The following is a 26,891-nucleotide window of genomic DNA, read 5'->3' on the forward strand; positions in this document are numbered from 1 at the left end:
AAACCTCCCGGCGGAGGGCCTGGACGCGCTATCCGGCGGTCCGCCACCCCGGGATCGTGGGCAGGACCGTGTTCGCGACGCGGAGCAGTACGTCGTCGTCGGGCACGCCCCCGTCCGTGCGCCACAGGGTCAGCTCGTAGGAGCCGCCGCCGTCCTTCGGGTCCTGGGCGACGGAGAGGACGCGGGCGGGGACGCCGGGGCCGCTCTTGGAGTCGCCGCCGTCGAGCCGGAAGCTGATCTTCAGCGTCTCGTCGGAGTAGAGGACGGCCGGGCGGCCCCCGAGGGTGGTCTTCCGCGCGTCGGGTCCCAGGTAGGAGGCGGACTCGCCGACGGGGAGGCGGTCGTACGTGGCGGCGAGGACCACCGTGTACGTGTCGAACTCGACCTGGCCGGAGGGGTGCGGTGTCTCCTTGCCGCCGCCGAGCCTGAAGGACCCGTCGCTGTGGCCGGTGCCCTTCGCGATCTCCGTCGGGGTGCCGAGCAGCGCGGCGAGGTCGGGGCGGTGGAGCGTCCGGCACAGCTGGGTCCCCGAGACCTGACCGGGCGTCTTGGCGGGCTCGCCCTGCGAGCAGGCGACGGGCTTCGCCGGGCCGCCGTCCGCGTCGCCGGTCTTGGCCAGCAGCCAGAAGCCGCCGGCGAGCGCTCCTCCGAGGACCAGGGCCGCGATGGCCTGCCCCCAGACCCCCGCGCCCTTCGGAAGCGTGTCGATGTCGTGTGCCATGTCCCCCACCTGCGGTGATCCCCCGATGCGTGCCCGGGGACCCTAACCTGGGAAGACGCTGTCGACAACGGGGTTCCGCCAGGCAACTCGCGGGCCGGTTCCCGCGTCCTTCCGTACGGCACGCGTCGGCCGATCCGGCGCCGACGGCGGACAGGACACGTGATGAGCGACAAGGCCCGGATTCTCTTCGACGCGCTCGACCTCGACCGGGACGGCACCCTGACGCGGGCCGAGGTCATCAGCGCCCTGCGGGCCAAGGGCCCGACCCTGGCCGCGCAGGGCGTGATCCCGGTCTGGGGCGTCGGGGACGACGACGCCGCCTCGGCGCTGTTCGACGAGGCCGACCTGAACGGCGACCGTGTCCTCAGCTTCGCGGAGTTCGCCGCTCTGGTGGACCGCCGTTTCGGCTGGTGAGGCCGGCGCCCGCCCGTCTCCCTACCGGTCCGGCGGGTCTCCGCGGATGTCGCTCTCGGAGAGCCGGTTGACGCGCGGGGACGGCGTGGTCAGCTCTCCGTGGACGGCGACGGCCGCCGCGTAACCGCGGTCGACGGGGATGTCGAGCAGGGTCCAGCCGGCGGGGGGCATGGGTCCTTCGGGGCTGCCGGAGCCGACGTAGTCGGCGGCCGGGTCGCGGCCGAGGCCGGTGCCGAGCCCCTTGAGGTAGGCCTCCTTCCGGGTCCAGAGCCGGGCCAGCGCGCGAGGCCTGCGCGGGGGTGGCAGGGCCTCGATCTCGCGCTGTTCGGCGGGGTGCAGCATGGCGGCGAGTTCCGCGGCGCCGCCGGGGTCGGCGACGAGGTCGACGTCGACGCCGATGGGCGCCACCGCCGTTCCCACGAGGACGAGGTCGCCCCGGTGGGAGAGGGAGAAGTGCAGGCCGCGGGTGGCGCCGAGGACGGTGGGCCGTCCGTGCGGGCCGCCGCAGCAGGGGCAGGTCTCCCGGCCGTAGTGGATGTCCTGCGGCAGCATGTCGAGGTACGTGCCGAGCAGCCGGCGCAGGGCCAGATGTGCGGCGGTGAAGCGGACCCGGTCCTCCGCGTACGCGAGGCCTGCGGCGCGCTGCCGCTCGGTGGCGTCGAGCACGGCCGTGTCGAGCCCGGTGCCCCGGGCGTCGGAGACCCTGAGCAGCCACAGGTCGAGGGACCCGGGGCGTGGCAGGGCACGCGGCGGTGGCGCGGGTGCGGGCAGCAGGATGCCGCTCGCGGGACTCCTGGAACCGCTTCTGGGATCACTCACGGGACCCCTCCTGTTCGGTGACGGATGCGCGGACGCGGATGGCCGTCGGGACGGATCAGCCTTGTTCGGGTGTGGAGTACTGGTGGGTGCCCGCCGGCTCGGCGGGGTCGTCGGAGTCGCCGGGCGGTTCGGTGGGCAGGTCGCGCCGTGACCGGAGCGGGCCCGCGAGGAGCAGGGCGGAGCTGACCGCGAGGCCGCAGGTGAGCAGCCAGAGCGCGGGGCGCAGCCCGAGCACGCCGCCGAGCACCCCGCCGAGGAGCGAACCGATGGGGATGGCACCGAAGTTGGCGACGGAGACGCTGGCGGTGACGCGGCCGAGGAGCCGCGGCGGGCAGTACTGCTGGCGGAACGAGCCCTGGATGACGTTGGCGGACACGACGCCCAGGGCGAGGACGGCGCCTCCGACGGGGAGCAGCACGACCCGCCAGCCGGGTTCGGCGAGGGGGATGAGCAGCCCGAAGGGGGCGGTGGCGAACTTGCAGAGGAGCATGCCGCGGGCGGTGCCGAAGCGTCGGGCCATCGGGGTGGCGACGACGGCTCCGAGGAGGCCGCCGACGCTGCTGCCCGCGAGGAGCCAGCCCACCATGGCCTCGCCGACGTGGAGTTCGCGGACGAGGAAGACGGTGAGGATGGCCTGGTAGCCGGTGAGCAGCAGGTTGGTGACGGTGCCGTAGGCGGTGAGGACGCGCAGGTAGGGGTCGCGGACGGTGTGCCGCAGGCCCTCCGCGACGTCCTGGCGGAGGGCGGTGGGTTTCTCGGGTCTTCTGGGCGGGGGTTCCTCGGCGCGGATGCCGAGCAGGCACAGGGTGGAGGCGAGGAAGGTGGCGGCGTCGGCGAGGAGTCCGGTGACGGCGCCGAACGCGCCGGCCAGGAGGCCGCCGCCGCCGAGTCCGGCGAGCTGCGCGGCCGATTCGCTGCCCTGGAGTTTGGCGTTGGCCTCGGTGAGGTGCTCGCGGCTGACGACGGCGGGCAGGTAGACCCGGTAGGAGATGGAGAAGAAGACGTTGGCGAGGCCGGTGAGCAGGGAGACGACGAGCAGGTGGGTCATGGTCAGCACGTCGAGCCAGGCGGCGGCCGGCACGCTGAGCAGCAGGACCAGCGAGGCGAGGTTGCAGGCGATCATGAGCGGGCGGCGGGGCAGCCGGTCCACCCAGGCGCCGGCGGGCAGCCCGAGGAAGAGCCAGGGCAGCCAGGCGGCGGCGGCCAGGGCGCTGACCCAGAAGGTGCTCGCGTCGAGGGTGACGACGGCGACGAGCGGCATGGCGACGCCGGTGATGTTGCTGCCGAAGCGGCTGGTGGTCTCCCCCGCCCATAGGAGCCGGAAGTCGCGCTGCCGCAGCAGCCCGCCCGGCGGGCCTTCGCTCATCGGGCGGCCACCACCTTGGCGACCTCGCTGCCGAGCCGTTCGGCGGCGTCGGCCCAGCGGGCCCGGCGGGCGTCCGACTCGGCGGTGAGGGCGGCGAGTTCGGCCCGCGCCCGGGCGAGCGCCTCGGTCTGGGCGGTGCCGCCGGGGCCGCCGCCGTGGGCGCAGGCCGCGGCCACGGTCTCCGGGTCGAGCCAGTCGGCCGGGTATCCGGCGGCGGCCTCGGCCACGCCGGGGTGGGCGCGGGCCGCGTCGGCCAGGGAGGTGCCGTTGTCGAGGGCGGCGAGGACGGTCTCGCCGACCATGTGGTGGGCGGTGCGGAAGGGCGTGCCGTCGACGACGAGGCGTTCGGCGAGGTAGGTCGCGGAGGTGAAGCCGTCCCTGGCGCGTGCGCGCATGCGCTCGCGGTCGGGCCGCGCTCCGGCGACGACGAGCCGGAGCAGCGTGACCGCCTGGGTGGTGTCGGCGAGGCCGGGCCACAGGTGGCGTACGGCCTCGGTGCCGACGGCGATGGCGTTGGTGTAGCCGGCGGTGGACATGGCCGCGGCGGCGCCGGTGAAGCCGGCGAGCGCGGACGTGGAGCGGCCCTGGATGTGTTCGAGCAGGAAGGGATTGCGTTTCTGCGGCATCATCGAGCTGGATCCGACGAGGTCGTCGGCCATCCGCAGGAGCCCGAACTCCTCCGTGGTCCACCAGGTCAGGTCGCGGGCGACGCGGGCCAGGAGCACGCCGAGGACGGCGGCCGAGGACAGCATGCGGAGCGCGAAGTCGCGGGAGGCGACGGCGTCGACCGAGTGGGGTGCGGCGGCCGTGAAGCCGAGCAGGTCGGCGGTTCGGGCCGGGTCGACGGGCACGGAGGTGCCGCCGACGGCGCCCGCGCCCAGCGGGTTGACGTCGATCTCCCGCCCGGCGTCGAGGAGTCCGGCGAGCGAGCGCAGCACGGCTCCCGCGACGCCGGTGAGGTAGTGGCCGTAGCTGATGGGCACGGCGGGCTGGCCGTGGGTGTACGCGGGCATGGTGACGTCCTGGTACGCCTCGCCCTGTTCCAGGAGGACCCGTGCGAGGGCGGCCACTTCGTCGAGGAGTTCGGCGTAGGGGCCGCGGACCTTGAGCCGTACGGTGGTGGCGTTGAGGTCGTTGCGGGAGCGCCCGGTGTGCAGGACGCCGCCGGTCTCCTGGCCGAGCTCGTCGACGAGCCAGCCCTCGTAGGCCAGGTAAAGGCCCCGGGGCATGGGCCGTTCGCGTACGGGCGCGAAGTCGTCGGCGCGCAGGGCTTCGACGGTGTCGAGGAGCGCGCCGGCGCGGGCGGTGTCGACGATGCCGCGTTCGGTGAGCATCACGAGGTGGGCCCGGTCCACCTCGCTGATCAGGCGCAGTTCGCCGCCGACGGGGTCGCCGGCGTCGGGCCGGTACTGGTCGTAGACGATGTGGTGGGCGCGCGGGTCGAGCCCGGTGCGCAGCCGTCCGGTGTCGACGCCGGCCTCCGGCTGCCCGGGTATCGCGGTGCTCATGCCGGCACCGCCTCCCTGAGCGGCTGGGCGGCCAGGGGCGCGAGGGCGGTGGCGAGGCCGTGCGCGAGGGCGGTCCCGGCGGCCTCGGCGGTGGACTCCGGTGTCGGTCCGGCGGCGATGACGTGGCCGGCCCGGCCCCGGAAGTCCTCCGCGGGGGCGAGGACGGTTCCGGCCTCCCGGTAGAGGGAGGCGTCGACGACGCCGGGCACGGCGCGGGCCGCGGCCTCGGCGCCGGTGACGTCGGTGAGGACGCTGTCGGTGCCGGCGGTGAGGAAGCGGATGGATGCCGCGCCCGCGGCGTCCGCCGTGCCGGTGAGGTCGACGTCCTCGCCGAGCGCGGCCCGTACCTGGGCGCCGACGAGGTCGACGCCGCGGGCCCGGCGTACGAGCTCGGGGATCATGCCGCCGGCGAGCCGGGGGTTGACCTCGATGACGCGGGCGGTGTCGCCGTCGAGCCGGAGTTCGACGTGGGCGGCGCCCCAGCCGAGGCCGAGTGCCTTGACGGCGTGGACGGCGGTGTCGACGAGCGCGGCGGCCTGGACGTCGGGGAGTCGGGCGGGGACGTCGTGCCCGGTCTCGACGAACACCGGCGGGGCGCCGACGTACTTGGCGACGGTGACGACGGCCTGCTCGCCGAAGACCTCGACCGAGTACTCGCGTCCGGTCAGGTACTGCTCGACGAGCACCAGGCCGGGGGTGCTGAGTCCGCGTTCGTTGACGGTGGCGGCGAGGAGCCCGCCGGCGTGTTCGGCGACCTCGTCCCGGTCGCGGCAGAGGCGTACGCCGAGGCTTCCGGAGCCCTGTACCGGCTTGACGACGACGGGGCCGCCGATCCACTGGGCGGCGGCGAGGGCCTCGCCGACGTCGCCGGCGACCGAGAAGAGCGGGACCGGCACGCCGGCCTCGGCCAGGGTGCGGCGCTGTACGGACTTGTCGCGGCAGGCCCGTACGGCGTCGGCGGACGGCCCGGAGAGGCCGAGCCGCCGGGCGAGGTCGGCGGCGGTGGCCACGTAGTACTCGGAGCTGGAGAGCGCCCCGGCGATCGGCGCCTCGGCCGCGAGGCCGGTGACGGCGGCCCAGAGGGCTTCGCCGTCCGCGGTGTCGACGACGACGGTGCGGAGCCGGTCCTCGGCGGCGTACGGGTAGCGGGCCGGGTCCGCGCTGAGCAGCACCGGTTCGGCGCCGAGGGCGCGGGCCCGCTGGGCGAACTGTCGTCCCGTGCCGGTGGTGTTGGACTCGACGAGCAGGAGGAGGGGGGTGCTCATGCCTGGGCCTCCGGCGTCATGACGTCGTCGAAGCCGCGGCGGGCCCAGATCAGCCGGGTCCAGGAGGCGGGGGCGTCCAGCGGGTGGTCGACGGTGACCGGGCCGGCGGTGGGGGCGGGCACGATGCCCTCCGCGCGGAGCCACTCGTTGTTGTAGACGGTGGACTGGTAGCGGTAGCCCTCGTCGGGGAGCACCATGACGACCTCGCTGCCGGGGTTGCGGGCGGCCCACCAGGAGGCGACCTGGAAGGAGGCGCCGCTGGTGGGGCCCATGAACAGGCCGTGGTTGCGGAAGAGTTCGTGGGTGGCGTGGAAGGCCTCGGGGGCGGTGACCCAGTGCACCTCGTCGTAGGCGCTGTGCCGCACGTTCCCCGGGTGGATGCTGCTGCCGAGGCCGCGCAGGGTGCGTGAGCCGTCGGGGGTGCCGAAGATGATCGAACCGTGGGTGTCGACGCCGACGAGGTGGAGGGCCGGGTCGGCGGGGCGCAGGGCGGCGGCGAGGCCGCCGGTGGAGCCGCCGGAGCCGACCGGGCCGACGAGGCAGTCCACGGAGCCGACGGTCTCGCCGATGAGGTCGGCGACCACGGAGTAGGCGCCGGGGTTGTCGGGGTTGTCGTACTGGCCGGGGACGAAGCTGTCGGGGTGGAGCCGCTGGAGTTCGGCGACGCGGGCGAGCCGGGCGCCCTGGATGCCGCCGTCCTGACCGGCGTACTCGACGATCTCGACGGTGGCGCCGAGCATTTCGAGGCGGTTGCGCAGGTCGCGGTCGATGGCGTTGTCGCCGACGATGGTCAGGTCGTAGCCCCGCAGCCGGCACACCATCGCCAGGCCGAGGGCGAAGGTGCCGGAGGAGGTCTCGATCACCCGGGTGCCGGGGCGCAGCAGTCCCGCGGCCTCGGCGCGGTCGACGATGTAGCGCGCGGGCAGCAGCTTCATGAGGCTGAACGCGGCGGCGTAGAGGTTGTCGGTCACCTGGATGATGCGGGGCAGTTCGGTGGCGTCCACCACCGAGTCGTGGAGCTTGACGGCGCCCGCGATCGTGGTCGTAGTCATGTCAGTCACCCGTCGTGAAGATCCACTGCTCGTGGATGCCGATGTTGTGCAGCAGTCGCTTGCCGTGCTCGGTGCGGGCCTCGACGTCCGGGTCGTCGCGGTCGTAGAGGAGGCCGGCGATGTCCCCGCTGTGCGCGGCCTGGATGCCGAGGGCGCCGGTCTCCCGCACGATGGCGCGCAGCCCGTCGAGGCGGGGGATCGGCAGGTGGCGCTGGTTGATGTCGGTGCTGGCGGAGGCGACCGCCCCGATGAGGGCGACGTCCTTGGTGTGGATGGCCTCGCGCAGCATCACCTGGAGTTCGGCGAAGAGTTCCAGCTCCTCGCCGGCGTACTCGGCGGGCGGGAAGGCCAGCGTGTCGATGCCCTTGCCCTCGTTCTCGGGCCGTGAGCCGAAGCCGAGGACCCGTACCGCGGGCATGCGGTATCCGAAGTCCTCGATGACCTTGCCCTCGCGCTGGGCGAACAGCACCGAACTCTCGTTGAACATCAGCGAGTCCGACGCCGTCTCCGCCCGCACCGCGATCCGCGCGACCTCCTCGGGCGGCAGCGGGCTCACCAGTGCGTCCTGTACGGCCCAGACGGCGGCGAGGACATCGCTCGTGGACGAGCCGAAGCCGCGGCAGAGCGGCACGTCGCCGGTGAGCTCCAGGTGCCCGCCGACCGGTCCCTCGCCCGGCGGGACACAGGCCTCCGCCGTGAGTTGCGCGGCGCGCATCGCCTTGGTCTTCCACGCCGGCGAGACGGTCAGCTCCTCGCCCCGCGCCGGGATGAACGACGCGCGGGTCGTATGCACGGTGCAGGGCAGCGTGACCAGCCCCCGGGTCAGCTGGCCCTGGTGGGGAAAGACGCCCTGGAGAATTTCGCCGTGATGTATGGGGGCCGAGGCGACGCCGACCCGCCAACCGGAATGATCCACCATGTCCTTGACTTCCTCTGGGGGCCGGACCGCACCACTCACGAGGCCTGGCCGATCGTGCGGACATCCCCAACGCTAAGCAGCACGGCGGCACCGACCCGGCTGGTCAGGCGGCAGTATGCGGGCAGTTCGGCGACGCGGTACAGGCGGGGGCCACGGACGGCGGGCACGGGGCGGTCCCGTCCGGCGGCCCGCCGGCGGCACTCCCCCGCGCTGCACGCGCCGGGGCCCGTACGGCGGTGGTTCCGCCGTACGGGCCCCGGGTCGCGCCGCTGGTTCAGATGCGCGCGGGCCGCAGCCTGCGGGCCAGGACCCGGCCGATCGCCCGCAGCGGCTCCGCCTCGGTCATCCGGGCGTGCTCGCAGTCGACGGCGAACTCCTCGACGCGGCCCGCGATGTACGGTGCCCAGGCCTCGGCCCCGGACAGGGGCGCGGGGGTGCCGGTGGCGTCGAAGAACACCGCGTCGCCGCCGAACCCGACGCCGGGCACGTACCGGTAGCGCAGCCGCAGGTTGTCGAGGGTGGCCGCGACGACGGCCGCGGCCTGAGCGTGCTCCAGGGCGCCGAGGACGGGGTCAGCCGCCCGGAGCGCCTCGGCGAGTTCCGCGATGTCCGGCGCCGTGTCCGCGCAGCGCACCGGCAGCGTCTCGCCGGCGGTGCCGAGGAGGGCGGTCAGGACGTGCCGGCCGTCGATCTCCGGGGCGCGGAACCCGTCGGGCAGCGGGTAGGAGTCGAGGAGGGCGAGCAGCGCGACCTCTTCCCCGGCCGCTTCGAGCCGGGCGGCGACGGCGTGCGCGACGAGCCCGCCGAAGGACCAGCCGAGCAGGTGGTACGGGCCGTGCGGCTGGACCGCGCGGATCTCGGCGAGGTAGTCGTCGGCCATCTCCTCGATGGACCCCGGCGCCCCCTCCGGGCCGCTCAGCCTGCGGGCCTGGAGGGCGATGACCGGCCGGTCCTGGTCGAGGTGCGGCAGCAGCCCCGCGTACCCCCAGCTCATCCCGGACACGGCGTGGACGCAGAACAGCGGCGGTTCGCCGGAGTTCGCCTCCGCGACGGCCCTGATGGGCAGCACGGTGCCCATCGGGTCGCCTCCGCTGCCCGCCGCGATGTGTTCGGCGAGCAGGGCGGGCGTGGGGCTCTGGAACAGGTCGCTGATGGTGATGCGGGTGTCCCAGACGGCCCGGATGCGGCTGATGAGCAGCGTGGCGCGCAGCGAGTGGCCGCCCCGGTGGAAGAAGTTGTCGTCGATGCCGACCGAGTCCAGACCGAGGTTGTCCGCGAACAGTCCGCAGAGGATCTCCTCGGCGGGGTTGCGCGGGGCACGTCCGCCTTCGGCCCCGGCACCGGTGTCCGGTACGGGCAGCGCCCGCCGGTCGAGCTTGCCGTTGACGGTACGGGGCAGCTCGTCCAGGACCACGAACGCCGACGGCACCATGTACTCCGGCAGCCGGACCGTCGCCCGCCTCCGCAGCTCCTCCACCGTCGGGGCCTCGCCGGGCGCCGCCACGACGTAGGCGACGAGCCGCTTGTCGCCGGGCCTGTCCTCCCGTACGACCGCCGCCGCCTGCGCCACCGCCGGGTGCGCGAGGAGCGCCGCCTCGATCTCGCCCGGTTCGATCCGGAAGCCGCGCAGCTTGATCTGCTCGTCGCCACGCCCGAGGTACTCCAGGGCGCCCTGCTTGTTCCAGCGGGCCAGGTCACCGGTGCGGTACATCCGGGCACCGGCCGGACCGTGCGGGTTGGCCACGAACCGGTCGGCGGACAGGGCCGGCTGGCCGATGTAACCGTGCGCGAGACCGTGGCCCGCCACGTACAGCTCACCGGGCACGCCCGGGGCCACCAACTCCAGGTTCTCGTCCAGGACATAGGCGTGCTTGCCGAACAGCGGACCGCCGACCGGGATGCTCGCCGCACCGGCGGCGACGCCCGGCTCGATCACGTGCGCCGTGGTGAAGCCCATGCTCTCGGCCGGACCGTAGCCGTTGAGGAGGTGCAGGCCGGGGTGGTGGGCCAGGGCGCGGGCCGTGTGGGCCGGGGACGCGGCCTCACCGGCGGTCATGGCCTCCTTGAGGTGGGAGAAGGTCCGCGGGTGTTCGTCGAGCATGTGGTTGAAGAGGCTCGCGGACATCTGGAGCGTGGTCACCTGGTGCTGCTCGACCAGCTCGGCGATGAGGTTGGGGTCGGTGTGCTGGCCCGGCTGGAGGACACAGACACCGCCGTGGAGCAGCGGCCCGAAGACCTCCAGGGCGAAGGCGTCCCACGAGACCGGGGAGCACTGCAGGAAGCTCTGCTCGGGGCCGAAGGCCAGGTAGTCGGGGCCGACGAACGTCGCCGCAAGGGCCCGGTGGGACGCCATGACGCCCTTCGGGCGGCCCGTGGAGCCGGAGGTGAACATCACGCAGGCCACCGACTCCGGCGATCCGCCGGTCTCCACCGCCGCGCCCGATACGCCGCCGACCTCGGCCGCTTCGGCGGTCAGGTCCACGACCTCGGCGCTGGTGCTCAGCTTCGCCAGGTGCGTCTGGGTGAGGAGCGCGGCCGGCGCCACCTGGGCGAGGACGCCGTTGAGGCGCTCCACCGGGAACAGCGGGTCGAGCATCGTGTATCCGGCGCCCGCCTTCAGTACGGCGAGCAGCGCGGCCACCATGTGCGGCGAACGCTCGACGTGGATGCCCACGAGATCGCCCGGCCGGACTCCCCGGCCGGTCAGGTGGCGGGCGAGGCGGTTGGACCAGACGTCCAGGTCCTCGTACGAGATCACCTGGTCCTCGAAGACCAGGGCCGGCGCCTGCGGCGAGCGGGCGGCCTGCTCGGAGAAGAGGCCGTCCAGGCCGAGGCGGGGGGCCTCGGTGGCCGGGCCGGACCACAGGGCGAGCTGGTCGCGCTCCTCCTCGGGAAGGATCGGGAGGGAGCCGACGGCCGTGTCGGGGGCGCTGGCGGCGGCGTCCAGGAGGAGCAGCATGCGCTCCGCGAGGCGCTCGATCGTGCTGGGGTCGTAGAGGTCGGTGGCGTACTCGACCGTGATGTCGAGTCCGTCGGGAGTGCCGTCGGCCGTCCGGCGCTCGCCGAAGGCGAAGGTCAGGTCGAACTTCGCGATCCGCAGCTCCGGTGCCACGAACTCGGCCTGAAGATCTCCGAGTCCAGGTGCGCCCACCGCCGTGTCACCCACGGTGAGCATCACCTGGAACAACGGATGCCGGGACGCCGAGCGCTCGGGGTTGAGCACCTCGACGAGCCGATCGAACGGAAGGTCCTGATGAGCCCATGCGGCAAGATCCGTTTCCCGCACCCGGCCCAACACCTCACGGAAGGTGGGATCACCACCCACATCCGTACGCAGAACCAACGTGTTGACGAAGAAGCCCACGAGATCGTCGAGAGCCTGATCCGTCCGCCCCGCGACCGGCGAACCGATCGGGACGTCTACCCCGCCGCCGCACCGCGCGAGCACGGTGGCGACGGCGGCCTGGGCGACCATGAACAGGGTGGTTCCGGTCTCACGCGCCAGCCCGGTCAGGGCGGCGTGCGTATGGGCGGGGGCGGTCACCTCGTGGGTGGCCCCGCGATAGGAGGCGACGGCGGGCCGCGGCCGGTCGGCCGGGAGCGTCGCCTCCTCGGGCAGTTCGGCCAGTCGCTCGCGCCAGAAGGCGAGATGGCGCTCCTCATCGATGGCGAGGAGACTCCGCTGCCACAGGGTGTAGTCGGCGTACTGGACCGGGAGCGGCGCCCACTCGGGGGCGGCTCCCTCGCCGCGGGCCGTGTACGCCGCGGCGAGGTCCCGCAGGAGCGGGCCGTTCGACCAGCCGTCGGAGGCGATGTGGTGCATCACCAACAGGAGCACGTGCTCCCCGGGGGACAGCTCCAGCAGATCGGCGCGGATGGGCAGATCCGTGGAGAGGTCGAACGTGGTGCCGGACAGTCCGGCCAGCACCTGGGGCAGCGATTCCTCCGTCACCGGGGTCACCGGGAGCGCGAGGCCGTTCGCCGCGAGAGGCCGGACCGCCTGGTGAGGCAGTCCTCCCTCCGAGGGGAAGGAAGTCCGAAGGGATTCGTGGCGTACGACGACGTCGGCGAGCGCGCGACGCAGCGCGTCCACGTCGAGGGCGCCGGTCAGCCGTACGGCCAGCGGGATGTTGTACGTGGGCGAAGGCCCCTCCAACTGGTCGAGGAACCAAAGCCGTTGCTGGGCGGACGAGAGCGGAAGGCGCTCGGGCCGCTCGCCGGCCGTCAGCGCGGGGCGCTCCTCCTCGCCGCCGCTCACCGCGATCAGCTCGGCGAGCCGGGCCACGGTGGGGTGCTGGAAGATCTCCCGCACTCCGAGCCGTACGCCGAACGCGTCGCGGATCTTCGAGGTGAGCTTCGTGGCGCGCAGGGAGTGTCCGCCGCGGTGGAAGAAGTTGTCGTCGAGCCCGACCGCGTCCAGGCCGAGGGTGTCGGCGAAGAGTCCGCAGAGGATCTCCTCGGCGGGGTTGCGCGGGGCCCGTCCGCCCTCGGACGTGCCGCCGGTCTCGGGGGCGGGCAGTGCGCGCCGGTCGAGCTTGCCGTTGACGGTACGGGGCAGCTCGTCCAGGACCACGAACGCGCAGGGCACCAGGTGCTCGGGGAGGCGCGCGACGACGTGCCGGCGCAGCTCCTCGGACGTCGCCGCCGCGACCACGTAGGCGACCAGGCGCTTGTCGCCGGGCTGGTCCTCCCGTACGACGGCAGCCGCCTGGACGACGGCGTCGTGGGCCATCAACGCCGCCTCGATCTCGCCCGGTTCGATCCGGAAGCCGCGCAGCTTGATCTGCTCGTCGCCGCGGCCGAGGTACTCCAGGGCGCCCTGCTTGTTCCAGCGGGCCAGGTCACCGGTGCGGTACATCCGGGCGCCGGCCGGACCGTGCGGGTTGGCCACGAACCGGTCGGCGGACAGGGCCGGCTGACCGATGTAACCGTGCGCGAGACCGTGACCGGCCACGTACAGCTCACCGGGCACCCCGGGTGCCACCAACTCCAGGTTCTCGTCCAGGACATAGGCGTGCTTGCCGTACAGCGGACCCCCGACCGGGATGCTCGCCGCACCGGCCGCGCCCTCGCGCTCGATGACGAAGGCCGTGGTGAAGCCCATGCTCTCGGCGGGGCCGTAGCCGTTGAGGAGGTGGAGCTGGGGGTGGTCGGTGAGGGCGCGGGTGACGTGCGCGGGCGAGGCGGCCTCGCCGGCGGTCATGGCCTCGCGGATCTCCCGGAAGACGGCGGGGTGTTCGTCGAGCATGTGGTTGAAGAGGCTCGCGGACATCTGGAGGGTCGTCACCTGGTGCTGCTCGACCAGCTCCGCGATCAGGTTCGGGTCGGTGTGCTGACCGGGCTGGAGGACACAGACACCGCCGTGCAGGAGCGGGCCGAAGACTTCGAGGGCGAAGGCGTCCCAGGACACCGGCGAGCACTGCAGGAACGTCTGCTGCGGGCCGAAGGCCAGGTAGGCGGGGCCGACGAACGTCGCCGCGAGCGCCCGGTGGGACGCCATGACGCCCTTCGGAAGGCCGGTCGAGCCCGACGTGAACATCACGCAGGCCACCGACTCCGGCGTACCGCCCGTCTCCACCGCCGCGCCCGGCAGTCCGCTGATCTCGCCGGCCTCGGCGGTCAGGTCCACGACGACCGCGTCCGTACGGAGGCGCGCCAGGTGCGTCTGGGTGATCAGGGCCGACGGAGCGACCTGGGTGAGGACGCCGTTGAGGCGCTCGACGGGGAACTGCGGGTCGAGCATCGTGTAGCCGGCGCCTGCCTTCAGTACGGCGAGCAGCGCGGCCACCATGTGCGGCGAGCGCTCCACGTGGATGCCCACCAGGTCCCCGGGGCGTACCCCGCGGTCCGTCAGGTGGCGGGCGAGGCGGTTGGACCAGACGTCCAGGTCCTCGTACGAGATCACCTGGTCCTCGAAGAGCAGCGCGGGTGCCTGCGGCGAGCGGGCGGCCTGGCCGGAGAAGAGGCCGTCGAGGCCGAGGCGGGGGGCCTCGGTGGCGGGGCCGGACCACAGGGCGAGGCGGTGGGTCTCGTCGTCGGTGAGGAGGGCCAGGCGGGAGACCGGGAGGTCGGGGTCGGCGACGGCGGAGGTGAGGAGGTGGACGAGGCGCTCGGCGACGGCCTGGGCGGTGGAGCGCTCGTAGAGGTCGGTGGCGTACTCGACGGTGATGTCGAGTCCGTCGGGAGTGCCGTCGGTCGTCCGGCGCTCGCCGAAGGCGAAGGTCAGGTCGAACTTGGCGATCCGCAGCTCCGGTGCCACGAACTCGGCCCGGAGGTCTCCGAGTCCAGGTGCGCCCACCGCCGTGTCACCCACGGTGAGCATCACCTGGAACAACGGATGCCGGGACGCCGAGCGCTCGGGGTTGAGCACCTCGACGAGCCGATCGAACGGAAGGTCCTGATGAGCCCATGCGGCAAGATCCGTTTCCCGCACCCGGCCCAACACCTCACGGAAGGTGGGATCACCACCCACATCCGTACGCAGAACCAACGTGTTGACGAAGAAGCCCACGAGATCGTCGAGAGCCTGATCCGTCCGCCCCGCGACCGGCGAACCGATCGGGACATCTGTTCCGGCACCGCACCGCGCGAGGACGGTCGCCACGGCCGCCTGGGCGACCATGAAGGCGGTGGTGCCTGTCTCGCGTGCCAGCCCGGTCAGCGCCCGGTGGACCGGGGCGGGGCAGGACACGGTGAGCGTGGCGCCCTGGTAGGAGGCGACGGCCGGCCGCGGGTGGTCCGCGGGGAGCGTCGCCTCTTCGGGGAGGCCGTCCAAGGCCTGGCGCCAGAAGTCGAGTTGGGGCAGCTGCTCGGAGTCGAGCAGGTCGCGCTGCCAGAGGGTGTAGTCGGCGTACTGGACCGGGAGCGGCGCCCACTCGGGGGTCGTGCCCTCGGTGCGGGCCTGGTAGGCGCGGGCGAGGTCGGCGAAGAAGGGGGCGTTCGACCAGCCGTCGGAGGCGATGTGGTGGGCGACGACCACCAGGACGTGCCGGTCGTCCGCGAGGGCGAGGAGGGCGGCGCGCAGCGGGAGTTCGGCGGTGAGGTCGAAGACCTTGGCGCTCTCGTCGGCGAGCAGGGCGGCGAGGGTCTCCTCGGTGGCCGGCACGGTGGGCAGCGGGACGTCGATGCCGTCGGCGGGCAGGACGTGCTGGAAGGCCTCGCCGTCGGCGGTGCGGAAGACGGTCCGCAGGGCTTCGTGGCGTACGACGACGTCGGTGAGCGCGCGGCGCAGGGCCTCGGCGTCGAGGGCGCCGGTGAGGCGGAGGGCCATCGGGATGTTGTAGGTGGCCGAGGGGCCTTCCAACTGGTCGAGGAACCAGAGGCGTTGCTGGGCGGAGGAGAGCGGTATGCGCTCGGGCCTGTCCTGGACGGTGAGCGCGGGGCGCGCCGGTTCGCCGCTGCCGGCCGCGACGAGTTCGGCGAGCTGGGCGACGGTCGGGTGCTGGAAGATGTCGCGGACGGTGATGCGGGCGCCGAGGGCCGCGCGGATCCGGCTGACGAGGCGCGTGGCGAGCAGGGAGTGGCCGCCGAGGCGCAGGAAGTGGTCGTCGACGGTGACGGACGGGCGGCCGAGGACGTCGGCGAACAGTCCGCACAGCACCTCCTCGACCGGGTTGCGCGGGGCGCGGCCGTCGCTCTCGCCGCTCAGCACGGGCTGGGGCAGGGCGCGGCGGTCGAGCTTGCCGTTGGTGGTGAGCGGCAGGGCGTCGAGGACGACGAAGGCGGAGGGGACCATGTAGTCGGGCAGGGCGTCGCCGGCGTGGCGGCGCAGGGCGGCGACGTCGAGGGCGCCGGTGCCGTCGCCCGTGCCGACGACGTAGGCGACGAGGCGCTTGTCGCCGGGCCGGTCCTCGCGGACGACGACCGCGGCCTGGCCGACGGAGCCGTGGGCCATGAGGGCCGACTCGATCTCGCCGGGCTCGATGCGGAAGCCGCGCAGCTTCACCTGCTGGTCGGCGCGGCCGAGGAACTCGATCTCGCCGTCCCGGGACCAGCGGACGAGGTCGCCGGTGCGGTACATGCGGGAGCCGGCGGGCCCGTGGGGGTCGGCGACGAAGCGCTCGGCGGTCTGGGCGGGGCGGCCGAGGTAGCCGCGGGCGAGTCCGGCGCCGCCGATGTACAGCTCGCCGGGGACGCCGGGGGCGACGAGTCCGAGGTGGTCGTCGAGGACGTAGAGGCGGGTGTTGTCGAGGGCGCGGCCGATGGGCAGGGAGCCGTCGTAGTCGAAGGGCCGGTGGAGCGGGTGGGAGGTGGCGAAGGTGGTGGTCTCGGTGGGGCCGTAGGCGTTGACCACGGTCAGGTCGGGGCAGGCGTCCATGACCCGGCGTACGGCCTCCGGCGGGACGACGTCACCACCGGTCCACACCTCCCCCAGGCCCGCGAAGGCGGCCGGGTCCTCTTCGGCGACGAGCCGGAACAGGCCGACGGTCAGCCACAGGCCGGTGATCGACTGTTCGGCGAGGACGTTCGCGAGGGCGGCCGTGTCGAGGACTCCGGGCGGGGCGACGGAGACGGTGCCGCCGGTGAGCCAGGGCACCCACAGTTCGAAGGTCGAGGCGTCGAAGGTGTGCGGGGAGTGGAAGAGGACGCGGGTGTGGGCGGGCCGGGTCCAGCGGTGGTCGAGGGCGAGTTCGGCGACGTTGCGGTGGGTGATGGCGACGCCCTTCGGCACGCCGGTCGAGCCCGAGGTGAACATGACGTACAGCCACTGGTCGGGGTGGGTGTGGACCTCGGGGGCGGTCGCCGGGTGGGCGTCGAGCGCCGGGTCGTGGTCGAGTCCGTCGACGAGGACCGTGCGCACGCCGGTCGCCTCGGCGAGGATCTCGTGGTCGGCGAGGGCCGGGTCGACGAGGAGGACGGGCGCGGCCGTGTCGGCGAGGATGCGGCTGAGCCGGGAGGCCGGGTCGACGGCGTTGAGGGGGGCGTAGACGCCGCCGGCCTTGGTGATGGCGAGCAGGGACAGGACGAGGTCGGCCGAGCGTTCCATCAGGACGGCGACGACGGTCTCGGGTCCGACGCCGAGCGAGCCGAGGTGGTGGGCGAACCGGTTGGTCACGGCGTCGACCTCGGCGTACGTGAGGCTGCGGGCGCCCTGGGTGAGGGCGACGGCGTCCGGGGTGCGGGCGGCCTGCGCGGCGAACAGTTCGGCGATCGAGGCCTCCGGCACGGGGGTGGCGCGGCCGGTCCAGGTGTCGAGGAGCAGGGTGCGCTCGGCGGGGTCGAGCAGGTCGAGCCCGGAGAGCGGGGTGTCGGGGTGGGCGACGGCCTCGGTGAGCAGGCGGCCGAGGCGGGCGAGGAGGGCCTCGACGGTCTCGGGGTCGTACAGGTCGGTGGCGTACTCGGCGGTGATGTCGATGCCGCCGGGCCGGCCGTCGGGGGTGAGGTGCTCGTCGAAGCCGACGGTGAGGTCGAACTTGGCGGTGCTGGTCGGCGAGTACTCGGCGCGGGTCCGCAGGCCGGGGAAGTCGGCTCCGGCGTCGGCGGCTCCGGCCTGCACCAGGGTCAGCATCACCTGGAAGAGGGGGTGGCGGTCGCCGGTGCGCTCCGGGTTGAGGGCCTCGACGAGCCGGTCGAACGGCAGGTCCTGGTGGGCCCAGGCGCCGAGGTCGGTGGTCCGGACCCGCTCCAGGAGCTCGCGGAACGTCGGGTCGCCGCTCACGTCGGTGCGGAGCACCAGCGTGTTGACGAAGAATCCCACGAGGTCGTCGAGGGCCTCGTCGGTGCGGCCGGCGACCGGGGAGCCGACGGGGACGTCGGTGCCGGCGCCGGAGGCGGCGAGGACGGTCGCGAGGGCCGCCTGCGCCGCCATGAACAGGGTGGCGCCGCTCTCCTTGGCGAGGTCGACGAGCGCCGCGTGGGTCGCGGGCGGGCAGTGCAGGCCGCGGGTGTCGCCGCGGTAGGAGGCGACGGCGGGGCGGGGCCGGTCCGCCGGCAGGGTGGCCTCGGCGGGGAGGCCGGCGAGCCGCTCGCGCCAGTAGGCGGTCTGGAGCGCCATCACGCTGTCCTCGGCGTCGGCGTCGCCGAGCAGTTCGTGCTGCCAGAGGGTGTAGTCGGCGTACTGGATCTCCAGGGGCTCCTGCTCGGGGGCGTGGCCCGCGGTGCGTGCCCGGTAGGCGTGGGCGAGGTCGCGGAGCAGGGGCGCGATGGACCAGCCGTCGGAGGCGATGTGGTGCATGACGACGAGGAGCACGTGCTCGGGTTCCTCGCCGCGTCCCTCGTCGTCGAGGCGGATCAGGCGGGCCTCGACGGGCAGGTCGGTGGCGAGGTCGAAGACGTGGGCGGACTCGGCGGCGAGGACGTCGGCGAGGCCGGCCTCGGTGGCCGGCAGGACCGGCAGGTCGAGCCGGACGTCCCCGGCGGCGAGGATCTCCTGGTGGGGGGTGCCGTCGCGCTCGGGGTAGACCGTGCGCAGGCTCTCGTGGCGGGCGACGACGTCGCCGAGGGCGAGGGTCAGCGCGTCGGTGTCGAGGGCGCCGGTGAGGCGGAGCGCCAGCGGGATGTTGTAGGTGGCCGAGGGGCCCTCGAGCTGGGCGAGGAACCACAGGCGCTGCTGGGCGTATGACAGGGGGATCACTGGGAGGCTCCCATCCGGCGCATCGGCCGCAGTTTCGGGCGCGCGCTCTGGGCGCGGTCGAGCCGCTCCGACAGGCTGGCCACGTTCGGGTTCTCGAAGAGGGCGGGGACCGGGAGTTCGGCCCCGAGGGCGGTGCGGATCCGGCTGACGAGGCGCGTGGCGAGCAGGGAGTGCCCGCCGAGGCGGAAGAAGTCGTCGTCGATGGAGACCGTGGGGAGGCCGAGGACGTCGGCGAAGAGGCCGCAGAGGACTTCCTCGCGCGGGTTGCGCGGCTTGCGTCCGCCGGCGGCGGCCGGGGCCGGTGGTGCGGGCAGGGCGCGGCGGTCGATCTTGCCGTTGCCGGTGAGCGGCAGGGCGTCGAGGGCCATGAAGGCCGACGGGACCATGTAGTCGGGCAGGAGTTCCCCGGCGTGCGCCCGCAGGGCGTCGGTGTCGGGGGCGGTGTCGCCGTGTCCGACGACGTAGGCGACGAGGCGCTTGTCGCCGGGCCGGTCCTCGCGGACGACGACCGCGGCCTGGCCGACGGACGGGTGGGCCAGGAGGGCCGACTCGATCTCGCCGGGCTCGATGCGGAAGCCGCGCAGCTTCACCTGCTGGTCGGCGCGGCCCAGGTACTCGATCTCGCCGTCCCGGGACCAGCGGACCAGGTCGCCGGTGCGGTACATCCGTGAGCCCGGGGGGCCGTACGGGTCGGCGACGAACCGTTCGGCGGTGAGCGCCGGCCGGTCCAGGTAGCCCTGGGCGAGTCCGGTGCCCGCGATGTACAGCTCGCCCTGGACGCCGGCGGGCAGCAGCCCGAGGTGCTCGTCGAGGACGTAGAGGCGGGTGTTGTCGAGGGGGCGGCCGATGGGGAGGGCGCCGTCGTAGTCGAAGGGCCGGTGCAGGGTGTGGGAGGTGGCGAAGGTGGTGGTCTCGGTGGGTCCGTAGGCGTTGACCACGGTCAGGTTCGGGCAGGCGTCCATGACCCGCCGTACGGCCTCCGGCGGGACGACGTCACCGCCCGTCCACACCTCCCCCAGGCCCGCGAAGGCGGCCGGGTTCTCCTCGGCGACGAGCCGGAACAGGCCGACGGTCAGCCACAGGCCGGTGATCGACTCCTCGGCGAGGACGGTCGCGAGGGCGGCCGTGTCGAGGAGACCGGGCGGGGCGACGACCAGGGTGCCGCCGGAGAGCAGCGGGGCCCACAGCTCGTACGTCGTGGCGTCGAAGGCGAGCGGCGAGTGGAGCAGGACCCGGCGGTGGACGTCGGTCGTGAAGAGGGTGTCGGCGGCCAGCTCGGCGACGTTGCGGTGGGTGACGGCGACGCCCTTCGGCACACCGGTCGAGCCCGAGGTGAACATCGCGTAGGCGAGCTGCTCGGGGTGGACGACGACCTCGGGTGCCGTGTCCGGCAGTCCGTCGGTGGCGTCCGTCACACTCAAGGCCGTGGCGCCCTTGGGCAGTTCGAGGCCGGCGAGCTCGCGGTCGGTGAGGAAGAGGCTGCCGCCGGACATGCGCACGATGAGTTCGATGCGGTCCGTGGGATAGCGGGTGTCCAGCGGTACGTAGACCGCGCCAGCCTTCACCACGGCGAGGATCGCGACCACGGCCTCCAGCGAGCGCTCCAGGAAGAGGATCACGCGCGAGCCGGGCCGTACGCCCTCGGAGATCAGCCGGTGGGCCAGCCGGTTGGCGCGCCGGTCGAGTTCCGCGTACGTCAGGCGCTGTCCGCCCAGGGTGACGGCGACGGCGTCCGGGGTGCGGGCGACCTGCGCGGCGAACAGCTCCGGCAGGGAGGCGGCGGGGCGGGCGTGCGGGGTGCCGTGCCAGGTGTCGAGGAGCTGCCTGCGCTCGTCGGCCGCCAGGACGTCGAGGTCGGCGATCGGGATGTCGGGGGAGCCGGCCGCCGCTTCGAGGAGCCGTACCAGGCGGGCGGTGACGGCCGAGACCCCGGCCGCCTCGTACAGGTCGGTGGCGTACTCGACGGTGATGCCGAGGCCGGCCGGGCCGCCGTCGGCCGCCCGGTGCTCGTGGAAGGTGAACGTCAGGTCGAACTTGGCGATGTCGAGGGTGGTGAACTCCGACTCGGCGCGCAGGCCGCCGAGTTCGGGCACCGGGCCGGCCGCGTCGGTGACGGACAGCATGACCTGGAAGAGCGGGTGGCGGGCCGCCGAACGCTCGGGGTTGAGGGTCTCGACCAGCCGGTCGAAGGGGACGTCCTGGTGGGCCCAGGCCGCCAGGTCGGTGGCCCGCACCCGCTCCAGGAGCTCCCGGAACGTCGGGTTGCCGCTGACGTCGGTCCGCAGGACCAGCGTGTTGACGAAGAAGCCGACCAGGTCGTCCAGGGCCTCGTCGGTGCGGCCCGCGACCGGCGAGCCGAGCGGGATGTCGGCCCCGGCGCCCGAGCGGGACAGGAGGACGGCGGTGGCCGCCTGCGCCACCATGAAGAGCGTCGTGCCGTTCTCCCTGGCCAGGCGGGTGAGCGCCTTGTGCAGGTCGGCGGGGCACTGCACGGTGAGCGAGGCGCCCCGGTAGGAGGCGGTGGCCGGCCGCGCCCGGTCGGCGGGCAGCGTCACCTCCTCCGGCAGCCGCTCCAGGGCGCCGCGCCAGTAGGCGAGCTGACGCTCCTCGTCGGCGGCGAGCAGCGCCTCCTGCCACAGCGCGTAGTCGGCGTACTGGACGGGCAGCGGCTCCCAGTCGGGTGCCTCGCCCTCGACGCGGGCCGTGTAGGCGGCGCCGAGGTCCCGCATGAGGGGCGTGTTGGACCAGCCGTCGGAGGCGATGTGGTGGGTGACGAGGAGCAGCACGTGCTCGTCGTCGGCGATCCTCACCAGGTCGGCGCGGAAGGGCAGTTCGCGGGAGAGGTCGAAGGTCGTCGCGGACAGGTCGCGCAGCACGGCGGCCAGCGCCTCGCTCGTCGCCGGGATGACGGGAAGCTCGACGCGCGCCGCGTCGGCCGCCACGACCACCTGGTGCGGCGTGCCCTCGACGGCCGGGAAGACGGTCCGCAGCGCCTCGTGCCGGCCGACGACATCGACCAGGGCCAGCCGCAGCGCCTCGGCGTCGAGGGCGCCGGTGAGACGGACGGCGAGGGGGATGTTGTACGTGGCGGAGGGCCCCTCCATCTGGTCGAGGAACCACAGCCGCCGCTGGGCCGCGGAGAGCGGCACCCGCTCGGGCCGTACCCCGGCCGCCAGCGCCGGGCGCCGGTCCTCCCCGTCGCTCTCGGCGAGGAACTCCGCGAACCGGGCGACGCTCGGGCAGCGGAACAGGTCCCGCACGGACACCTGCGCGCCGAGGAGCTGCCGGATGCGGCTGACGAGCCGCGTCCCGAGCAGGGAGTGCCCGCCGAGGCGGAAGAAGTCGTCGTCGATGGAGACCGCCGGCAGCCCGAGAGCGTCGGCGAACAGCCCGCACAGCACCTCCTCGACGGGCGTACGGCCCTGACGCCCGCCCGGCCCGGAGCCGAGCCTCGGCGCGGGCAGCGCCCGCCGGTCCAGCTTGCCGTTGGCGGTCAGCGGCAGGACGTCGAGCTCGACGAAGGCCGACGGCACCATGTACTCGGCGAGTCGCCGCGCGCACTCCCGGCGCAGCCCGTCGGTGTCGACCCGGGCCCCCGGCGCGGGGACCACGTAGGCGACCAGCCGCTTGTCCCCGGCGCGGTCCTCGCGGACGATCACCGCGGCCTGGGCCACGGCGGCGCCCTCCGCCAGCACGCTCTCGATCTCGCCGAGTTCGATGCGGAAGCCGCGCAGCTTCACCTGCTGGTCCGCGCGCCCCTCGAAGACGATCTCGCCGTACTCGTTCCACCGGGCCAGGTCCCCGGTCCGGTACATCCGCTCCCCCGCCGGACCGAACGGGTCGGCGACGAACCGCTCCGACGACAGCCCGGCCCGCCCCACATAGCCCCAGGCGAGGTGGCTGCCGGCCACGTACAGCTCGCCCACCACTCCGGGGACCACCGGGCGCAGCCGGGCGTCGAGCACGTACATCCGGGTGTTGGCCATGGGGACGCCGAGGTGCAGTCGCTCGACGGTCCGTTCCCTCGGCCCGAAGGCCTGGTAGCTGCAGAACACGGTGGACTCGGTCGGCCCGTAGGCGTGGACCACCGAGGTCTCCGGGCAGGCGTCCAGCACCTTCTGCAGCGCCACCGGCGAAAGCACGTCACCGCCCGTCCAGATCTCCGCGAGGCCCGCCAGCGACTCCACCGCCTCCGACGCCATCGCGTCGAACAGCGCCGTCGTGAAGTACACGGCCGTGATCCCGTGCCGCACCAGCGCGTCACCGAGCTCGGCGACGTCGACCTTGGCGACGGGCAGGACGACGGCGGTGCCGCCGCTCAGGAGCGGCACCCACAGCTCGTACGTCGACGAGTCGAAGGCCAGCGGCGAGTACGCGAGGACCCGGCGGTGCCGCTCCCCCGCACCCCACCACGGGTCGAGCGCCAACTCGACGACGTTCCGGTGGGTGTTCGCGACACCCTTCGGCGTACCACTCGAACCCGAGGTGTACATCACGTATGCCAACTGGTCCGGGTGAACCGGAAGTTCGAAGGAACCGTCGACGGGCTCGGCGAGCAGCGCCGGCACGTCGGGGGCGGCGATGACCGGCAGGGCGCGGGCGAAGGCCACGTCGGCCGCCGGGCGGTCGGTGATCAGGAGGGGGGCGCCGGTGTCGGCGAGGATGAAGGCGAGGCGTTCCCCGGGCTGGCGCGGGTCCAGGGGGACGTAGGCGCCGCCGGCCTTGAGGACGGCGAGGACCGCGACCATGAACTCGGGCGAGCGGTCGAGGTAGAGGCCGACGGCGGCACCCGGCAGGACGCCGTGGCCGGCCAGGCGGTGGGCGAAGGCGTCGGAGGCCAGGTCGAGCTCGCGGTACGTGAGCTCACGGTTCCCGCACACCAGCGCCACGGCGTCCGGGGTCCGGGCCGCCTGGGCGGCGAACAGCTCGTGCAGGGCACCTTCGGGCAGGCCGGTGGCGGTGTCGTTGTAGTCGGCGAGCAGGGCGCGGCGCTGCTCCGCGGAGAGCAGTTCGATGTCGGCGACCTTGACGTCCGGGTCGGCGATCACGGCGTCCAGGACCCGGGCGAGCCGCTCGGCGGCCGCCTCGACGGTCTCGGCGTCGTAGAGGTCGGTGGCGTACTCCAGGACGATGTCGAGGCCGCTCGGGTGGCCGACGCGGTCGCGGTGCTCGTAGAAGTTGACGGTGAGGTCGAACTTGGCGATGCCCGCGCTGAGTTGCCGTGTCTCGGCCCGCACGCCCGGCAGCCGGGGTGCCGCCTCGGAGGCCTCGGCGAGGGTGAGCATGACCTGGAAGAGGGGGTGGCGGGCGGCGGAGCGCTCGGGGTTGAGCGTCTCGACGAGCCGGTCGAAGGGCAGCTCCTGGTGGGCCCAGGCCGCGAGGTCGGTCTCGCGGACCCGGTCGAGGAGTTCGCGGAAGGTCGGGTCGCCGGAGGCGTCGGTGCGCAGCACGAGGGTGTTGACGAAGAAGCCGACCAGGTCTTCGAGGGCTTCGTCGGTGCGGCCGGCGACGAGCGAGCCGAGCGGGATGTCGGTGCCCGCGCCGGAGCGGGACAGCAGGGCCACGGTGGCGGCCTGCGCGACCATGAACAGGGTCACGCCGTGTTCCCTGGCCAGGGCGGACAGGGCCTGGTGGGTGTCGGCCGGGCAGTGCACGGCGTGGGTGGCGCCGCGGTAGGAGGCCACGACCGGGCGGGGCCGGCTGGTCGGCAGGGTGACCTCCGCGGGCAGCCGGTCCAGCGCCTCGCGCCAGTGGGCGAGCTGGCCCTCCTCGTGGTCGGCGAGCAGGTCGCGCTGCCACAGGGCGTAGTCGGCGTACTGGGCGGGCAGCGGCTCCCATTCGGGCGCGGCGCCCTCGGCGCGGGCCGTGTAGGCGGCGCCGAGGTCCCGCATGAGCGGGGTGTTGGACCAGCCGTCGGAGGCGATGTGGTGCACGACCAGGGCGAGCACGGACCGGTTCGGCGCGAGCTCGAACAGGACCGCGTGCAGCGGGAGTTCGGTCGCCAGGTCGAAGAGGTGGGCGGTCACGTCGGCGAGCCGCTCGGGCAGTTCGTCCTCGGTGACGGCCGTGACGGTGAGCGGCACGGCCACCTCGGCGGCGTCGGCGATGTGCTGCCGGGGCTCGCCCTCGTGGACCGGGTAGCTGGTCCGCAGGACCTCGTGGCGGGCGATCACGTCGCCGAGGGCCTGCCGCAGCGCCTCCCGGTCGACGGCGCCGGTCAGGTGGACGGCGAGCGGGATGTTGTACGTGGCGGACGGCCCCTCCATCTGGTCGAGGAACCACAGCCGCCGCTGGGCGGCGGAGAGCGGGAGGTCGTCGTCGGAGCGGCCCGCGGCGGTGAGCGCGGGCCGCAGCGCCTGACCGGCTCCGGCGGCGATCAGCCGGGCGAGCCCGGCGACGGTCGGCTCCTGGAAGAAGTCCCGCAGCGAGAGCTCGGTGGCCAGGGCCGTACGGACCCGGCCGACGAGGCGGGTGGCGAGCAGGGAGTGCCCGCCGAGGCGGAAGAAGTCGTCGTCGATGGAGACCGCCGGCAGCCCGAGGGCGTCGGCGAACAGCCCGCACAGCACCTCCTCGGCCGGGGTCCGGGGCGCCCGCCCCTCGGCGCCGCCGACGAGCGGCGCGGGCAGCGCCCGCCGGTCCAGCTTCCCGTTGGCGGTCAGCGGGAGCACGGCCAGCTCGACGAACGCCGACGGCACCATGTACTCCGCGAGCCGCGCGGCGGCGTGGGCCCGGAGCTCGTCGCCGTCGGCACGGGTCCCCGGCGCCGGGACGACGTAGGCGACGAGCCGCTTGTCGCCGGGCCGGTCCTCCCGGACGATCACGGCTGCCTGCGCCACAGCGGAGTGCTCCGCCAACACGCCCTCGATCTCGCCGAGTTCGATGCGGAAGCCGCGCAGCTTCACCTGCTGGTCCGCGCGCCCCTCGAAGACGATCTCGCCGTACTCGTTCCACCGGGCCAGGTCCCCGGTCCGGTACATCCGCTCCCCCGCCGGACCGAACGGATCCGCCACGAACCGCTCCGCGCTCACGGCGGAGCGCCCCACGTACCCCCAGGCGAGGTGGCTGCCGGCCACGTACAGCTCGCCGACGGCCCCGGTCTTCGCGTGCCGCAGTTCCTCGTCGAGGACGTACATCCGCGTGTTGGCCATCGGCACGCCGAGGTGCAGTCGCTCGACGGTCCGCTCGCCCGGCCCGAAGGCCTGGTAGCTGCAGAACACGGTGGACTCCGTCGGCCCGTAGGCATGGACCACCGAGGTCTCCGGGCAGGCGTCCAGCACCTTCTGCAGCGCCACCGGCGAAAGCACGTCACCACCGGTCCAGATCTCCGCCAGACCCGCCAGCGACTCCACCGCCTCCGACGCCATCGCGTCGAACAGAGCCGTCGTGAAGTACACGGCCGTGATCCCGTGCCGCACCAGCGCGTCACCGAGCTCCGCGATGTCCAGCTTGGGCGCGGGCAGGACGACAGCGGTGCCGCCGCTCAGGAGCGGCACCCACAGCTCGTACGTCGACGAGTCGAAGGCCAGCGGCGAGTACGCGAGCACCCGGCGGTGCCGCTCCCCCGCACCCCACCACGGGTCGAGCGCCAACTCCACGACGTTCCGGTGGGTGTTCGCGACACCCTTCGGCGTACCACTCGAACCCGAGGTGTACATCACGTACGCCAACTGGTCAGGATGGACCGGCACTTCGAGGGAGCCCATGGCCCGCTTCGGGACGGTCACGTCCTCGGTGAGGCGGATGACGGGCAGGTCGCCGGCGAAGGCGACGTCCGCCTCCTCGCGGTCGGTGACGAGGAGGACGGCGCCGGTGTCCGCGAGGATGAAGGCCCGCCGCTCCTCGGGCTGGCGCGGGTCCAGGGGGACGTAGGCGCCGCCGGCCTTGAGGACGGCGAGGAGGGCGACCACGTAGGCGAGGGAGCGGTCCTGGAAGAGGCCGACGGCGTCCCCGGGCCGCACACCCCGGTCGCGCAGGACGTGGGCCAGGGCCGTGGCGGCCGAGTCCAGGTCGCGGTAGGAGAGTTCGCGGTCCCCGCACACCAGCGCCACGGCGTCCGGGGTCCGGGCGGCCTGCGCGGCGAACAGCTCGTGCAGGGGCCCCTCGGGGAGCCGCACCGAGGTGCTGTTGTACGCGTCGATGTCGACGGCGGGGGCCTGGACGGAGTGCTGGTGAGACATCTTCTCGACACCATTCTCGAAGGTTCGGGCGTGCACGGGTCTCGCGGCGTGCCGGACATCCCGTACGGCCACGACTG

Annotated in this window: 10 protein-coding genes; 1 reads left to right on the plus strand and 9 read right to left on the minus strand. The window is 73.8% G+C overall.

The window, feature by feature from the left end; translation table 11 throughout:
• Positions 1–28 precede the first annotated feature (28 nt).
• Positions 29–721 carry a DUF6215 domain-containing protein gene (locus tag ACZ7G1_RS29395; RefSeq protein ID WP_470871934.1) on the minus strand — a complete coding sequence of 231 codons (693 nt, stop codon included), beginning with the start codon at positions 719–721 and terminating at the stop codon, positions 29–31.
• A 162-nt stretch (positions 722–883) separates the two neighbouring features.
• Between ACZ7G1_RS29395 and ACZ7G1_RS29400 the strand changes: the two genes are divergently transcribed.
• Positions 884–1,135 carry an EF-hand domain-containing protein gene (locus ACZ7G1_RS29400; protein ID WP_470871936.1) on the plus strand — a complete coding sequence of 84 codons (252 nt, stop codon included), beginning with the start codon at positions 884–886 and terminating at the stop codon, positions 1,133–1,135.
• Positions 1,136–1,156: 21 nt separating this feature from the next.
• Here ACZ7G1_RS29400 and ACZ7G1_RS29405 read toward each other — a convergent pair whose 3' ends face one another.
• The 8 genes from ACZ7G1_RS29405 to ACZ7G1_RS29440 all read right to left on the minus strand — a co-directional run bounded on the left by ACZ7G1_RS29405 (position 1,157) and on the right by ACZ7G1_RS29440 (position 26,814).
• A complete protein-coding gene (locus tag ACZ7G1_RS29405) occupies positions 1,157–1,954 on the minus strand; it encodes a 4'-phosphopantetheinyl transferase family protein (RefSeq protein ID WP_470871938.1) in 798 nt (265 codons plus the stop codon).
• A gap of 55 nt (positions 1,955–2,009) precedes the next feature.
• Positions 2,010–3,320, minus strand: coding sequence for an MFS transporter (locus ACZ7G1_RS29410; protein ID WP_470871940.1), 1,311 nt, complete (start codon positions 3,318–3,320; stop codon positions 2,010–2,012).
• Positions 3,317–4,828, minus strand: a complete 1,512-nt coding sequence (gene argH / locus ACZ7G1_RS29415; protein ID WP_470871942.1) for an argininosuccinate lyase — start codon at positions 4,826–4,828, stop codon at positions 3,317–3,319. The genes ACZ7G1_RS29410 and argH overlap by 4 nt, the downstream gene beginning before the upstream one ends.
• Positions 4,825–6,093, minus strand: coding sequence for an ATP-grasp domain-containing protein (locus ACZ7G1_RS29420; RefSeq protein WP_470871944.1), 1,269 nt, complete (start codon positions 6,091–6,093; stop codon positions 4,825–4,827). The genes argH and ACZ7G1_RS29420 overlap by 4 nt, the downstream gene beginning before the upstream one ends.
• A complete protein-coding gene (locus ACZ7G1_RS29425) occupies positions 6,090–7,145 on the minus strand; it encodes a PLP-dependent cysteine synthase family protein (RefSeq protein ID WP_470871945.1) in 1,056 nt (351 codons plus the stop codon). The genes ACZ7G1_RS29420 and ACZ7G1_RS29425 overlap by 4 nt, the downstream gene beginning before the upstream one ends.
• A gap of 1 nt (position 7,146) precedes the next feature.
• Positions 7,147–8,064 (minus strand): GHMP family kinase ATP-binding protein, encoded by a 918-nt coding sequence (locus tag ACZ7G1_RS29430; protein WP_470871947.1) that lies wholly within the window; start codon positions 8,062–8,064, stop codon positions 7,147–7,149.
• Between the two features lie 274 nt (positions 8,065–8,338).
• The gene (locus tag ACZ7G1_RS29435) at positions 8,339–18,637 is read right to left on the minus strand and encodes a non-ribosomal peptide synthetase (RefSeq protein ID WP_470871949.1); all 10,299 of its coding nucleotides are present in this window, start codon (positions 18,635–18,637) and stop codon (positions 8,339–8,341) included.
• Positions 18,634–26,814 (minus strand): non-ribosomal peptide synthetase, encoded by an 8,181-nt coding sequence (locus ACZ7G1_RS29440; protein WP_470871951.1) that lies wholly within the window; start codon positions 26,812–26,814, stop codon positions 18,634–18,636. Before ACZ7G1_RS29440 ends, ACZ7G1_RS29435 begins: the two co-directional genes overlap by 4 nt.
• Between the last annotated feature and the right edge of the window lie 77 nt (positions 26,815–26,891).

This window comes from Streptomyces sp. NPDC037273, assembly GCF_055603625.1.